Consider the following 13,363-nt stretch of genomic DNA (forward strand, 5'->3'; position numbering starts at 1 on the left):
GCCCTTCGAAGGGCATCTCCCATGTCTTCACGCCTGCGTCGGCCCGCCGTCGCACTCCTGGCGACGACGCTGTCCCTCAGCGTCCTCGGCCTCGCACCCGCGGCCCATGCTGCGGACGGCTCCATCTCCGGCCACATCACCACCGGTGGGGTCGACCTCACCGACGGCGTCTACGTCTCGGTGTTCACGCTCGATGGCGACCAGACGGTAGGCGAGGAGGCCTACCCCGACGAGGACGGCAACTACGTCGTGGAGGGCGTCGCACCCGGCACCTACGTCGTGACCTTCCAGGTCCCGGACGGGACCTACGTCTACGAGGCCTACAACGACGCCACGCAGTTCGAGGACGCCGACCCCGTCACCGTCGCCAGCGGTGAGTCGGTCACGGGCATCGATGCCGACATGGCCCTGTCCGGACAGATCACCGGCGTGGTCGAGTCCAGCGCCGGCCCCTTGGCCGATGCGTCCGTGGGCGTCTACGCCGAGGTGTCGCTGCCGGGTGGCGGCACCGACTGGGACTACGTGGACGGGGCCTCCACCAACGACCTCGGCTCCTACGAGGTCGAGGGGCTCGAGGCCGGCTCGTACCTCGTCGACTTCAGCGCCGACGGCTACCAGACCGAGTACTTCGACGACGCCGCCACGATCGATGACGCCGCCCTCGTCGAGGTGGAAGGTGGCGAGGCCACCCCGGACATCGACGCCGTGCTCGCCGAGGACGCCACGATCAGCGGCACCGTCACCGGCGCCGAGGGCCAGCCCCTGCCCGGGACCTACGTCATCGCCTACGCGGACCGCGACTTCCAGGACCCCGCCGACATCACCCAGGCCGACACCGACGGTGGATACACGCTCGACGGCCTGCGGGCTGCCGGCTACGTCGTGTACTTCAGCTACGAGGACGACTCGACCCAGACCTACCTCGACGAGTACTACGACAACGTCGGCGAGGAGGAGGACGCCACCGTCCTCGGCCTCGCCGCCGGTGACGACGAGGTCGGCATCGACGCCCAGCTGATCGCGGGCGAGCACGTCCCGGTCGAGCTCCCCTACGTCGTCAACGTGACCGAGCCGACCATCTCCGGCACTCCGTACGTGGGCGCGACTCTCACCGCCAACCCGGGGACCTGGACGCCCACGCCCACCAGCTACGAGTACTACTGGTTCGCCGGCAACGACTTCGTGCAGGGCGGCACGTCCGCGACCTACGTCCCGACCGCTGCCGATCTCGGCAAGGTGATCGGGGTGCTGGTCGAGGCGTACGCCGACGGTCACGACAACGGCTACGCCGGCTCGGCCGGCACGGCACCCGTCACCCTGGCGCCGGTCCCGGTGCCGCCGGTCGCGACGCCGACGCCGACCCCGGCCGTCGCCCCTGAGGCCGCCCTCACCTCGATCCTCAAGAGCCTCGACGTCAAGGGTGCCCCCAAGGTCGGCAGCACGGTCAAGCTCACCGGGCTCGACGCGTCCTTCCGGACCGCGGTGAAGTACAAGCTCCAGTGGTACGCCGGCTCCAAGGCGATCAAGAAGGCCACGAAGTCCAAGCTGAAGATCACCTCGGCGATGAAGGGCAAGAAGATCTCGGTCAAGGTCACCGCGACCGCCGCCGGGGCCAAGGTCACGAAGAAGCTGATCCTCGGCAAGGCGCGCTGACGCCCGACCGAGACACGACGAGGGCCGGATCCCACGGGGGTATCCGGCCCTCGTCGCGTGCGCCTAGAGCCAGCCGCGGTCCTGGGCGATGCGCGCGGCCTCGCTGCGCGTGGTCGCCCCGGTCTTCCCGATCGCGGCAGACAGGTGGTTGCGCACGGTGCCCTCCGACAGGTGCACCCGCGCGGCGATGGTCGCGACGGGTGCACCGTCGAGGGCGTACGTCAGCAGCTCGCGCTCGCGGCCGGTGAGCGGGCTCGGGCCATCGATGAGCGACTCCGCGGCGAGGTCGGGGTCGATGACCCGGAGCCCGGAGTGCACGCGGCGCACGGCGTCGGCGAGCTGCCGAGCGGGAGTGTCCTTCACGACGAAGCCGGAGGCGCCGGCCTCGATCGCCCGGCGCACGTAGCCCGGCCGGCCGAAGGTCGTCACGATGAGTGAGCGCACCTCGGGAAGGTCCCGGCGCACGGCGGCCGCGGCGTCGATGCCGTTGAGCCCCGGCATCTCGATGTCGAGCAGGCAGACCTCGGCGCCGGACGCTCGCGCCGCCTCGACCACCTCGTCGCCTCGACCGACCTGGGCCACGACCTCGAGGTCGGACTCGAGGTCGAGCAGCGCGGCGAGGGCGCCGCGGACGAGGGCCTGGTCGTCGGCGAGGAGCAGCTTGATCACGGGAGCCCTACTTCCACTCGGGTGCCGGGCGAGGCCGGCGTGATGGTGAGCGTGCCGCCGGCCCCGGCGACGCGCTCGCGCATGCCGCGCAGGCCGTTGCCCTCCAGGCCGGAGCAGCCGGAACCGTCGTCGACGACGGCGATGCCGTGGGGGCCGAGCTCGATGACGACGCGACCGGCCCGCGCGTGCCGTATGACGTTGGTGACCGACTCGCGCAGCACCCAGGCCAGCAGCGCGCGGTGCCGCGGATCGGTGTCGGCGACGTCACCGTCGACGGTCGTGGTGACGCCGGCGTCGGCGAGCACGCGAGGCGCGGCGAGGAGCTCGGCCTCGAGGTTGCCGGCCCGCAGGCCACCCACGGTCGCGCGGACCTCGGCGAGCGCCTGGCGTGCCGTGGCCTGGATCGACTCCAGCTCCTCCTTCGCGCGAGCCGGGTCGACGTCGACGAGGCGGGCGGCGAGCTCGGCCTTCACCGACAGCGCGGTGAGGGAGTGGCCGAGGACGTCGTGCACGTCGCGCGCGACGCGCTCCCGCTCCGCCACCATGGCGTACTCGCTGCGGGCCACCTCGACGACCCGCTCCCGCTCGCCGAAGATGCGCAGCATCACCCCGCCGAGCATCACCGGCCAGAGCACCAGGAAGAAGAAGGTCGGGAAGCCGTCGATGTCCAGCAGGGAGACGAGCGGCACGACGCTCCAGAAGGCGACGGACCATCGCCATGCGGGGGCCGGGAGCTCGAGCGCCGAGAGCATCGAGAGGTAGGGGGTGTAGGAGAGGACGCCGACCCCGATCACCGGCATCGTGGCAGCGCCGATCAGCACCATGGCGCCCAGCGCCAGCCAGGGGGAGACCCTGCCGCTGTAGCCCAGGACGTTCGCAACGGCGAACCCGGCGATGAGCAGCAGGGTCACACCGGTGGCGAGCGGTGAGACGTCGGCGGCGAGGGCCGAGCTGATGGGGAAGAACAGGAAGACGAGCCAGATCGACGCGAACGCCCACCCCCACTTCTCCCAGGGGTTGACGGGGAGCTCGGCGCCGCCGGACGTGCTGGTCACGTCCGCGCCCGGCTCCGGCGTACTCCCCAGGTCGCCAGCAGCGAGAAGATCACGATCCACGCGAGCACGTTAGCGACCGGGAGCCACAGCGGGTCGCTGCCGCCGAGCGGGAGCTCGCCGCCGGTGAGCGGGAAGCGGGCCAGCGCGGCGTACCCGTAGAGCGGGGTGAAGCGGCCGATGTCGAGCATCAGGCCGCTCATCGGCGTGAACAGGCCGCCGAGGAACGCCATCACCACGATGAACCCCGAGGCGATGCCGGGTGCGTTGGAGCCGCGGAAGAGCAGGCTGACCGCGAGGCCGTAGATCGCGAAGAGCGCGGATCCGGCCCAGACGATCGCACCGCCGAGCAGCCAGTCGCTCCAGTCGCCGCGCGCTCCGGTGAGCGCGCCGATGGCGAAGATCAGGGTGACCGGCATGGCCGCGACGACCATGGCGATGCCCGCCTTGGCAGCCACGAACGCGAGCGGGCGCATCGGGGTCAGGCCGAGCTGGCGGCCCCAGCCCATCATCTGCTCGGTCGCGGCGCTGCCGGCGATGCCGGTGGTCGCGGTGACGGCGCCGTAGCAGGCCATCGAGATCATGATGTACATCGCGACGTTGCCGCTGCCGACCCTGTCGTCGGAGCCGAGGCCGAACACGAGGTACATGAACATCGGCAGGCCGACGATGAAGAACATCGCCATCCGGTCGCGCAGCTGGCGACGCAGGTCGAGCCGGGCGTACGTCGCCATGTCGGGTCGTGGCGCGGTGCTGGCCCGGGTGGTGGTGGCGGCGGTCGTGGCCGCGGTCATGGTGTCGGGCGTGGTGCTCATCGGGTGGCTCCGATCATCTCGGGGGAGTTGGGTGTCTCGGTCGTCAGGGCCAGGAACGCCGCCTCGAGGCTGGCGGCCGACACCTCGAGGTCGGTGACGCCGAGCGGCTCGAGCGCGTGGCGCACCTGCGCCAGCCAGGCGGGATCGATGCCGTCGGTGCCGACGACCTCGGCGGGCGGCCGGAAGGTCAGCGTCCGCCCGCCGTAGGCCGCGCGGACGTCGGTGGTCGCGGCGTCGTGGACGATCCGGCCGCGGTTCATCAGGACGGTCCGCTCGGCGAACTCGTCGGCCTCGGCGAGGTAGTGGGTGGCGAAGACGATCGTGCGCCCGAGCGCGGCGTCGGCGCGCATCGCCTGCCAGAACTCCTGCCGTGCGCCGACGTCCATGCCGGTCGTCGGCTCGTCGAGGATCACCAGGTCGGGGTCGGGCAGCAGCGCGAGCGCGAACTTCAGCCGCTGCTGCTCACCGCCCGAGCACGCCTCGACCCGGCGGCCGGCCAGCTCGGTGAGCCGGGCCCGCTCGAGGACGACCTCGACGCGGTCGGTGCGGCCGTGCAGCGCGGCGATCGCGCGGACGGTCTCCTCGACGGTGAAGTCGTTGAGCAGCCCGCCGGTCTGCATCACCGCGGAGACCCGTCCGTTGCGGACCGCCTCCGCCGGGGTCATGCCGTAGACCTCGATCGTCCCGGCGTCGGGGTCGGTCAGGCCGAGCAGCATGTCGACCGTGGTCGTCTTGCCCGCACCGTTCGGGCCGAGGAAGGCCACGATCTCGCCGGGCCGGACGGTCAGGTCGACGCCGTCGACCGCGACGACCTGCGTCCCGTCGGTGGTCCGGAACTGCTTGCGCAGGCCGCTCGCGTGGATGGCTGGTGTGCTCATGGGCCTCATCCTGTCGCCGTACCGGCCTCCGGGCCTGACGGAGTTGTCACGACCTCCCCGTGACACCTGTCATCCGGTCGGCCCGCACCCCCTTGCTGCTCCACGACGGGGTATCGGGAAGACAGCACGTCCCCCACGCAGCTGCGTGGGGGACGTGCTGTCTTCCCGATACCCCGTGGTGGACCGTCAGCGCGGCGCCACCCGGGGAGGTGTCAGAAGGAGGCCTCGTCGAGGTCCATCAGGTCGAGGGTGATGCCCTCGGCGATGGCGCGCTCGGAGGCGATCTTCGGCAGGTTGGTCTGCGCGAAGAACTGCGCAGCGGCGACCTTGCCCTCGTAGAAGACCTTGTCCTTGGCCGACACGTCATCGCCGAGCTTGCCGAGCGCGACCTCGGCCTGGCGCAGGAGCAGCCAGGCGCAGACGACGTCACCGAGCACCATCAGCAGGCGCGAGGTGTTGAGGCCGACCTTGTAGATGTTGCGCTGCTCCTCGGCCGAGGACATCAGGTCGTTGATCATGTGGCCGACGATCGCGTTGGCGTCCTCGAGCGCGGTGGCGAGCAGCGCGCGCTCGTTCTTGAGGCGACCGTTGCCCGCCTCGGAGGCGATGAAGCCCTCGATCTGCTGGGCGAGGTGGCCGAGCGCCTTGCCCTGGTCCTTGACGATCTTGCGGAAGAAGAAGTCCTGGCCCTGGATCGCGGTCGTGCCCTCGTAGAGGGTGTCGATCTTGGCGTCGCGGACGTACTGCTCGAGCGGGTACTCCTGCAGGAACCCCGAGCCGCCGAAGGTCTGCAGCGACTCGGTGCCCAGCAGCACCCACGAGCGCTCGGAGCCGTAGCCCTTGACGATCGGGAGCAGGAGGTCGTTGACCGCGGCGGCCAGGCGGGTCTCCTCGGAGTCGAGGTTGCCCTCGTGCTCGGCGACGAGGACCTGGTCCTGCCAGGTGGCGGTGTAGAGCACGAGCGCGCGCATCGCCTCGGCGAACGACTTCTGCGTCATCAGCGAGCGGCGCACGTCGGGGTGGTGCGTGATGGCCACGCGCGGCGCGGTCTTGTCGGCGGCCTGCGTCAGGTCGGCGCCCTGGACGCGCTCCTTGGCGAACTCGAGCGCGTTGAGGTAGCCGGTCGAGAGCGTGGCGATGGCCTTGGTGCCGACCATCATGCGGGCGTTCTCGATGACCTGGAACATCTGGGCGATGCCGTCGTGGACCTCGCCGAGCAGCCAGCCCTTCGCGGGCTCGCCGCCACCGACGGAGGAGTCACCGAAGGTGAGCTCGCAGGTGTTGGACACCTTGATGCCCATCTTGTGCTCGACGTTGGTGACGTAGACGCCGTTGCGCTCGCCGGTGAGCTCGCCGGTCTCGTGGTCGAAGTGGACCTTCGGGACGATGAAGAGCGAGAGGCCCTTGGTGCCGGGGCCGCCGGCGCCCTCGACGCCGACCGGGCGGGCCAGCACGAGGTGGATGATGTTGTCGCACAGGTCGGACTCGGCCGAGGTGATGAAGCGCTTGACGCCCTCGATGTTCCACGAGCCGTCCTCGTTGGGCGTGGCCTTGGTGCGCCCGGCGCCCACGTCGGAGCCGGCGTCGGGCTCGGTGAGCACCATCGAGGTGTTCCAGCCGTGGTCGACGACGTGCTGGGCGATGCGCTTGTCGCGCTCGTTTCCGTTGCGGTGGATGACGCCCGCGAAGGCCGGGCCGGCGCCGTACATCCAGATCGGGGCGTTGGCGCCGAGCACCATCTCGCCGATGGCCCAGATGAGCGACGAGGGGGCCGGCGTGCCGCCGAGCTCCTCGCTGATCTGCAGGCGCCAGAACTCGGCGTCCTCCCAGGCCTTGTAGCTCTTCTTGAACGACTCCGGCAGGGGCGCGGTGTTGGTCGCCGGGTCGAAGACGGGCGGGTTGCGGTCGCTGTCGACGTACGACGCCGCGAGGTCCTCGCGGGCGAGGCGCTCGACCTCGGCCAGCACCTCGCGGGCAGTCTCGCCGTCGACCTCGCCGAACGGGCCGGTACCCAGGACGTCGTCGCGGCCGAGGACCTCGAAGAGGTTGAACTCGATGTCGCGGAGGTTGGACTTGTAGTGGCTCACGGCTTCCACCTGTTCGTGTCACGTAGCGGTGCGGTCTGGGGGCGGGTGCGCGGGTGGGCTACTCGCCGGTAACTAAAGGATGCCTCGCGATGGGCCGTCACGCAACACGAACGCCCGATGTCGCAGATCACAGCGCTGCGGGTCGCCGACGGGGCGGTTCGGATCCGTCGCGGCGCGAAGAACACTGTCCCTGCCGAGATATCTGACAAACTGGTCTTATGCGCGTCTCCGCCAAAGCCGACTACGCCCTGCGGGCCCTGATCGAGATCGCGGTGCGCACCGACGGGACCGCCGTCAGCGCCGAGCAGCTCGGCAAGGCCCAGCAGATCCCCCACGGCTTCCTCCAGGCCATCCTCGCCGACCTCCGCCGCGCCGACGTCGTGGTGTCGCAGCGCGGCCAGTCCGGTGGCTGGCGCTTCGCGCGCAAGCCCGAGACCGTGACCGTCGCCGACGTGATCCGCGCCGTCGACGGCCCGCTCGTGTCGGTCTACGGCCTGCGGCCGGAGGCGGTGGAGTACGACGACTCGGCGCAGGTGCTGCAGCACGTCTGGATCGCTGCCCGCCACTCGCTGCGCAGCGTGTTCGAGCAGGTCACCATCCAGGACCTCGCCGACGGCAAGCTCCCGCAGGGCATCGCCGCCCTGACGGCCGACGAGGACGCCTGGCAGCCCCACTGACCCTGGTCGGGTGGACTGTGCACCCGAGTCTCCCGCTTCGGCACCCAGATCTGGGCCGACAAGCGGGGTGGTCACCGGATATCCGGTGACTCCCGAGGCCTCCGAACCTACGCGGCGAGGCGCCGGTTGACCTGCTTGCGCCGCTTGGAGAGCTTGGCCAGCCGCTTGTCGAGGCGGGCCTCCTCCTCGATCAGCGCGATGCGCGCGACCTGGGCGGCGAGCTGCTCGTCGGTGAGGTGCGAGGGCAGCACGTGGGTGCGGTCGCCCCTGACCAGCTCGGTCCACGCCGCGGCCGGCTCGACCTCGAAGCCGCTGGTCACGACCAGGACGACCTTGAAGTCCGCGAGCCCGTCGAGCGCGAGGGCGGCCTGCTCGGGCGTGGCCCCGAAGAAGTCGGGGATGCTGACGAAGCAGTCGGACCTCGTCCTCCAGGCACGGCGGGCGACCTTCGCCCATGAGCCCTCGACCTGCTTGCGCTTGAGGCCGGCGGCCTTGTGCGCACGCCGGATCTCGATGCCAGCGTGCTCGAAGACCTCGGCCTCGAGCTCGGGGACGGCGATCCGGCCGAGGGCGAGCGCCTCGGTCATCTCCGAGACGTCGACCGGGTCGGGGCCGATGTGGAGCAGGAACAGTCGCTTGGCCATGGCGCCAGCCTCTCGCCGGTGGGCGACCCGGACGTGAACAGCCCCTGACCGGGTCCGGAACTCTTCGGTGGTGGATTCGTTGCGCCCTCGGTGTGACGTCGACGCGGCTGGGCGCGTCTCACTGGTGACGCCGACCCCGCCCACCCCGACCAGCCGCAAGGAGAGACGTGCCCCGCCCGACCGAGGAGTTCGAGGAGTTCGCCGTCGCGCGGACCCCCCAGCTCTTCCGTGCGGCGTGGCTGATGTGCGGCGACACCCACCGTGCCGAGGACCTGGTCCAGGAGACCCTGGCGAAGGTCTACGTCCGGTGGCACCGCCGCCTGGGCGCACCGATCGAGCACCCGGTGGCGTACGCCCACACGACGCTGGCGCGCACCTACCTCAGCGCCCAGCGTCGCCGCAGCACCCACGAGAGACCGACCGAGCACCTGCCCGAGACGGCGATGACGGATGGGGACGCCGCCACCCGACTCGCCCTCCGGGCGGCGCTCGACGAGCTCGCGCCGATGGACCGCGCGGTCCTGGTCCTGCGCTACCTCGAGGACGTGTCGGTGGCCGACACCGCGGACGCCCTCGGGGTGAGCCCCGGTGCCGTGCGCAACCGCACGCTGCGTGCGCTCGACCGACTCCGTGCGGTGCTGGGCCCGTCCCTCTCCGACCTGCTGGAAACCTGAAGGAGCAGCACAGATGTCCCAGCACGACACCGGCGTCACCGAGCTGTTGCGTCGCGCCAGCGACGACCTCGCCCCCGACGTCGACCGCCTCGTCAGCGGCGGCGTCTCCCGCGGCCGCTCACGCCAGCGCCGCGCCCGGATCGGTACGACGGTCGCCTCGCTCGCCGTGATCGGCGTCGTCGGCTGGCTGGCGGCCGTCGTACCCCTGCTCGGGGACCCCGACAGCGCCCGCGACCCCGAGATCGCCGACGGCGCCACGACGGCCGGCACGGAGGTCGCCGCCGACCCCGACCGGCCGCCACCCGCCGACGAGCTCCGCCCGCTGGTGTCGCCGGACGCGATGGCCTCCACGCTCCAGGAGCTCACCGGCGCCGCCACGGTGCGGCGCGTCGACGTGGACGAGTCCGGGAAGGACCTCCCACGCCTCTACTACGCCACCGTCGACGGGGCGCAGGTGTCGTTCCGGATCCGGTGGTACAACAACCCGCTCGTCGTCGAGGACGGCGGCGACCCCCTGGCCCCGAGCCACATCTGCCAGCCCGCTGCGGACCTCGACTGCACGACCCTCCCGGACGGGTCGCGACTGCTGCGCGAGGAGGCCCGTCCGAGCGGCGGCACCGGCGTCCCGGAGTCGTTCCTGGAGCGGTCGCTCACCCTGGCGACCAGCGACGGGTGGCAGATCGACGTGATCGCGCGCAACACCACGGACGAGAAGCAGGGCGACGTGGTGGCGGGGGAACCGGTGCTGACCATGGCCGAGATGGAGGCCCTGGCCCTGAGCGGCTCCTGGTTCGGCTAGGCCTCAGCCGGCGAGCATCCCCGCGCACGCCGTCGCGGCCGCGCTCGCGTCGCCACGGATGACGGCGTCGGCGAGCACGTCGAGCGAGTGACGCAGGTCCGGGGAGTCGGCCGGCGGGGGCGCCTTGTCGGCGAGCAGGTCGTCGAGGTCGACGAGCAGCGGCGAGTCGGCGAGGCGTCGTACGCACCGCCACGTGTGCTCGAAGCTGCGGGGACGCCCGTCGTCGGCCAGCATCGCCAGCCGCAGCGAGGCGTTGGGGTGCACGGCGGCGGCGCGCGCCAGGCCGGCGAGCATCGACTCGCGCGCGACCGCGACCTCCGCGTGCGGCTGGGTGTCGACCCGCTCCTGCAGGCGCGAGTCGGCCCCGCCGTCGACGTCGCGGACGAGGGCGCCGACGCCGTGCCGGACCTCGATCCGTCCGCGGGTCTCCAGCGAGGCCAGGGCACGGGAGAGGGTGGCGCGGCTGACGCCGAGGTCGGCCGCGAGCTGGCGTTCGGGCGGGAGCCGGTCGCCGCCGACGAGGCCCTGCGCCTCGATGAAGTCCGAGATGTGCGCGGCCAGGCTCTCGTAGAGGCGCTCGCGCCGCAGTGGTGGCAGGTTCCGCGAGGGCTGCTCAGGCATGGATCCACCCTAGTGGCACTGTGGCCCGGTTGCTAGGTGGCCTAGCCACTGGCATGATGCGCGTCACATGCTCGACGTGGCCCCGGTCACATCCTCGACTCGACTAGGTGGAACGTGTGTCCCACGAACTGATCTCCCTCGCGGTCCTCGTGATCGTCTTCCTCGTCGCCACCGTGCGCGGCGTCAACATGGGTGCGCTGGCGCTCGTGGCGTCGTTCATCGTGGGGCTCGCGGTCTACGACGCGACGACCGACGACGTGCTCGCCGGCTTCCCGAGCGGGCTGTTCGTGATCCTGGTCGGGGTGACGTACCTCTTCGCGCTCGCGAAGAACAACGGCACGGTCGACTGGATCGTGCACGGCTCGGTGCGCGCGGTCGGCGGTCGGGTGGCGCTCGTGCCGTGGGCGATGTTCCTGGTCTGTGCGATCGTCACCGCGATCGGCGCGGTCAGCCCGGCCGCCGTCGCGATCGTCGCGCCCGTCGCGATGGGCTTCGCCGTCCGCTACCAGATCCACCCGGTGATGATGGGGATGATGGTGGTGCAGGGCGCGACCGCCGGCAGCTTCTCCCCGATCGGCATCTTCGGCTCGATCACCAACGGCGTCGTCGAGGGCAACGACCTGCCGGGCAGCCAGACGTTCCTGTTCTTCTCGACGTTCCTCGCCGCCACGCTGATCGCCGTCGTCACCTACGTCGCCTTCGGTGGCCGGGCCCTCATCGCCCGCGGACGCGAGGACGTCCAGGTCGCGGCCATGGGCGCCGAGGCCGAGCAGGCGTCGTACGCCGCCACGCGCTCGGGCGGCAGCGGCGGCACCCCGCACTCCGCGGTCGAGGCGAAGCGCTCCGTCGCGGCGTCCTCCGACGTCGACGACCCGAGCAAGCTCAACGCCCAGCGCATCGTGACCCTCGTCGGCCTGGTGGCGCTGATGGTCGGCGCGCTCGGCTTCGACCTCGACGTCGGCTTCACCGCCCTCACCATCGCCGTCGCCCTCACCCTCGCCTTCCCGGCCTCGGCCAAGGGTGCGGTCGAGAAGATCAGCTGGGGCACGGTGCTCCTCATCGGTGGGATCGTGACCTACGTGACGCTCCTGCAGAACCAGGGCGTCGTCGACTGGCTCGGCGACGGCGTGGCCGACGTCGGCGCCCCGCTCGTCGCGGCCGTGCTGATCTGCCTCATCGGCGCCGTGGTCTCGGCCTTCGCCTCCACGACCGGCATCATCGGAGCGCTCATCCCGCTGGCGGTGCCGTTCCTGCTCACCGACCAGGTCAGCGCGGTCGGCCTCATCGCCGCTCTGGCCATCTCCAGCTCGGTGGTCGACTGCAGCCCGTTCTCCACCAACGGCGCTCTCGTGGTCGCCAACGCCGAGCCCGACCAGCGCGAGATGGTCTTCAAGCGGCTCATGCAGTGGGGCATGTCGATCGTCGTGGTGGCGCCGGTCGTGGCCTGGGCCGTGCTGGTCGTGCCGACCGTCTAGCGACTAGAGCCCGACGATCGTGCTTGCCAGGTCCGCGGCGTCCTGCACCTCGTTTGGGGGCCGCGGACCTGTCGCATCCACGACGTGCCCCGGGCGCGCGAGCCGAACCGCCGTGATGCCGGCCTCGAGCGCACCGCGTACGTCCCGCGCCGAGGCGGCGACGTGCACCAGCCGTTCGGGCGCGACGGCAGCCACCGCGGCGGTGTAGATGTCCGGGCTCGGCTTGAAGGCACCGAGGCGCTGGGAGCTCAGCACCAGGTCGGGGTCCACCAGGGCGTGGGCGCGGGTGAGCCGGGCGAGGTCGTCGTCGACGTTGGAGAGCAGCCCGACGGCCGACACCCGGTCGAGCGCGGCGACCCCGGCGACGCCCGCCTCGACGTCGGGCCACAGCGGCCAGTCGGGGATCGTCTCGTGCAGGCGGGCGAGGTCGCCGGGAGCGAGCTCGGCGCCGAGCCCGAGGTCGGCGTACGCCGCGACGAGCGCCGAGCGCGACACCTCGCGGAAGGTCCGCGGCGGGCGCGCGTCCTTCTGGAGGGCCTTGTTGTGCGCGTCCCAGGCGTCGTAGAGGTCCTCGCCGGACTGGCTCCAGCCGCGCTCGGCGGCGATCCCGGCGAACGTCCTCGACGCCCCGGTGCGGGTGTCGGTCAGGGCGCTGAAGAGGTCGAACGTGACGATCACGTGGGCTCGACCCGGACGGCGGTCAGCCAGGTCACGAGCGGCTTGAGGGCACGCCAGTCCTCGCGCACCCGGTCGACGAGGCCGGCGTCGATGGCGTCGGGCTCGAAGCCGTAGGGACGGCCGACGACGAGCTGCTTGCGACGGAGCAGGTGGATGCGAGGGTGGTCGGCGTCGTACCCGCGCGGTGACGTCTTGAGCTGGTCGCCCCCGACCTCGAATCCGTCCTTCTCGAGCTTCTTCAGGAGCCGGTCGAGGGCCCTGCCGGTCCCGTCGTCGGCCATCGCCTCGCGGATCGCGGAGAGGCGTCGCCCGTCGGCGTCGTAGAACCCCGCGCCGACGCGCGTGCCGCGCGGCGAGATCTCGAAGTACCACCCCGTGGCCGGACCCGCGCCGACGAACGCGCCCTGGTGCGTCTTGTAGGGCGTCTTGTCCTTCGCGAACCGGACGTCGCGGTAGGGGCGGAAGACCTTGGCCGTGCCGAACTCCGGCTCCAGCGCGGCCATCAGCGCCTTCGTCGGCGCGGCGACGCACTCCTGGTAGACGTGCTTGTGGGCCTCCCAGAAGGACTTCGTGTTGTCGACCTCGAGGTCGTCGTAGAAGTCCAGCGCCGCGACGGGGAATCCGGTGAAGCTCACCCCTCC

14 protein-coding genes are annotated in these 13,363 nt (G+C 71.5%); 5 read left to right on the forward strand and 9 right to left on the reverse strand.

Annotated features, from left to right (window positions below; genetic code table 11):
- Positions 1-21 precede the first annotated feature (21 nt).
- On the forward strand, positions 22-1,653 hold the full coding sequence (locus tag EUA93_RS08295) for a carboxypeptidase regulatory-like domain-containing protein (protein ID WP_129399696.1): 1,632 nt from the start codon (positions 22-24) through the stop codon (positions 1,651-1,653).
- Between the two features lie 63 nt (positions 1,654-1,716).
- Here the strand turns inward: EUA93_RS08295 and EUA93_RS08300 are convergent, their stop codons facing one another.
- The 5 genes from EUA93_RS08300 to EUA93_RS08320 all read right to left on the reverse strand — a co-directional run bounded on the left by EUA93_RS08300 (position 1,717) and on the right by EUA93_RS08320 (position 7,154).
- Entirely contained in the window at positions 1,717-2,322 is a 606-nt protein-coding gene (locus tag EUA93_RS08300; protein WP_129399697.1) for a response regulator transcription factor, read from the reverse strand.
- Complete coding sequence (locus tag EUA93_RS08305; protein WP_129399698.1) at positions 2,319-3,377, reverse strand: sensor histidine kinase; 1,059 nt, start codon at positions 3,375-3,377, stop codon at positions 2,319-2,321. The genes EUA93_RS08300 and EUA93_RS08305 overlap by 4 nt, the downstream gene beginning before the upstream one ends.
- Positions 3,374-4,189 (reverse strand): ABC transporter permease, encoded by an 816-nt coding sequence (locus EUA93_RS08310; RefSeq protein ID WP_242497287.1) that lies wholly within the window; start codon positions 4,187-4,189, stop codon positions 3,374-3,376. Before EUA93_RS08310 ends, EUA93_RS08305 begins: the two co-directional genes overlap by 4 nt.
- A complete protein-coding gene (locus EUA93_RS08315; RefSeq protein ID WP_129399699.1) occupies positions 4,186-5,067 on the reverse strand; it encodes an ABC transporter ATP-binding protein in 882 nt (293 codons plus the stop codon). The genes EUA93_RS08310 and EUA93_RS08315 overlap by 4 nt, the downstream gene beginning before the upstream one ends.
- Positions 5,068-5,279: 212 nt before the next feature.
- Positions 5,280-7,154 (reverse strand): acyl-CoA dehydrogenase, encoded by a 1,875-nt coding sequence (locus EUA93_RS08320; protein WP_129399700.1) that lies wholly within the window; start codon positions 7,152-7,154, stop codon positions 5,280-5,282.
- A gap of 218 nt (positions 7,155-7,372) precedes the next feature.
- Between EUA93_RS08320 and EUA93_RS08325 the strand changes: the two genes are divergently transcribed.
- Positions 7,373-7,831 (forward strand): RrF2 family transcriptional regulator, encoded by a 459-nt coding sequence (locus EUA93_RS08325; protein WP_090968254.1) that lies wholly within the window; start codon positions 7,373-7,375, stop codon positions 7,829-7,831.
- Positions 7,832-7,938: 107 nt separating this feature from the next.
- On the opposite strand, the gene EUA93_RS08330 is transcribed toward EUA93_RS08325, so the two are convergent.
- A complete protein-coding gene (locus EUA93_RS08330) occupies positions 7,939-8,475 on the reverse strand; it encodes a hypothetical protein (protein WP_129399701.1) in 537 nt (178 codons plus the stop codon).
- Positions 8,476-8,642: 167 nt separating this feature from the next.
- On the opposite strand from EUA93_RS08330, the gene EUA93_RS08335 reads away from it, so the two are divergent.
- A complete protein-coding gene (locus tag EUA93_RS08335; RefSeq protein ID WP_129399702.1) occupies positions 8,643-9,149 on the forward strand; it encodes a SigE family RNA polymerase sigma factor in 507 nt (168 codons plus the stop codon).
- A 13-nt stretch (positions 9,150-9,162) separates the two neighbouring features.
- Complete coding sequence (locus EUA93_RS08340) at positions 9,163-9,948, forward strand: hypothetical protein (RefSeq protein ID WP_129399703.1); 786 nt, start codon at positions 9,163-9,165, stop codon at positions 9,946-9,948.
- A gap of 3 nt (positions 9,949-9,951) precedes the next feature.
- On the opposite strand, the gene EUA93_RS08345 is transcribed toward EUA93_RS08340, so the two are convergent.
- Positions 9,952-10,569 (reverse strand): FadR/GntR family transcriptional regulator, encoded by a 618-nt coding sequence (locus tag EUA93_RS08345; protein ID WP_129399704.1) that lies wholly within the window; start codon positions 10,567-10,569, stop codon positions 9,952-9,954.
- 116 nt (positions 10,570-10,685) lie between these two features.
- Here EUA93_RS08345 and EUA93_RS08350 point away from each other — a divergent pair, with 116 nt between their 5' ends.
- Entirely contained in the window at positions 10,686-12,044 is a 1,359-nt protein-coding gene (locus tag EUA93_RS08350) for an SLC13 family permease (protein WP_129399705.1), read from the forward strand.
- Between the two features lie 3 nt (positions 12,045-12,047).
- On the opposite strand, the gene EUA93_RS08355 is transcribed toward EUA93_RS08350, so the two are convergent.
- Positions 12,048-12,722: an HAD family hydrolase gene (locus EUA93_RS08355; protein WP_129399706.1), complete on the reverse strand. Its 675-nt coding sequence runs from the start codon at positions 12,720-12,722 to the stop codon at positions 12,048-12,050.
- On the reverse strand, positions 12,719-13,357 hold the full coding sequence (locus EUA93_RS08360; protein WP_129399707.1) for a DUF2461 domain-containing protein: 639 nt from the start codon (positions 13,355-13,357) through the stop codon (positions 12,719-12,721). The genes EUA93_RS08355 and EUA93_RS08360 overlap by 4 nt, the downstream gene beginning before the upstream one ends.
- Between the last annotated feature and the right edge of the window lie 6 nt (positions 13,358-13,363).

Origin of the sequence: Nocardioides oleivorans (assembly GCF_004137255.1) — a bacterium.
GTDB lineage: Bacteria > Actinomycetota > Actinomycetes > Propionibacteriales > Nocardioidaceae > Nocardioides > Nocardioides oleivorans.

What these genes read in the sequence shown, in the direction of transcription:
- EUA93_RS08340 (WP_129399703.1), top strand. Translation starts at nt 9,163, where the DNA reads ATGTCCCAGCACGACACCGGCGTCACCGAGCTGTTGCGTCGCGCCAGC.
- EUA93_RS08325 (WP_090968254.1), top strand. Translation starts at nt 7,373, where the DNA reads ATGCGCGTCTCCGCCAAAGCCGACTACGCCCTGCGGGCCCTGATCGAG.
- EUA93_RS08310 (WP_242497287.1), bottom strand. Translation starts at nt 4,189, where the DNA reads ATGAGCACCACGCCCGACACCATGACCGCGGCCACGACCGCCGCCACC.
- EUA93_RS08315 (WP_129399699.1), bottom strand. Translation starts at nt 5,067, where the DNA reads ATGAGCACACCAGCCATCCACGCGAGCGGCCTGCGCAAGCAGTTCCGG.
- EUA93_RS08345 (WP_129399704.1), bottom strand. Translation starts at nt 10,569, where the DNA reads ATGCCTGAGCAGCCCTCGCGGAACCTGCCACCACTGCGGCGCGAGCGC.
- EUA93_RS08330 (WP_129399701.1), bottom strand. Translation starts at nt 8,475, where the DNA reads ATGGCCAAGCGACTGTTCCTGCTCCACATCGGCCCCGACCCGGTCGAC.
- EUA93_RS08295 (WP_129399696.1), top strand. Translation starts at nt 22, where the DNA reads ATGTCTTCACGCCTGCGTCGGCCCGCCGTCGCACTCCTGGCGACGACG.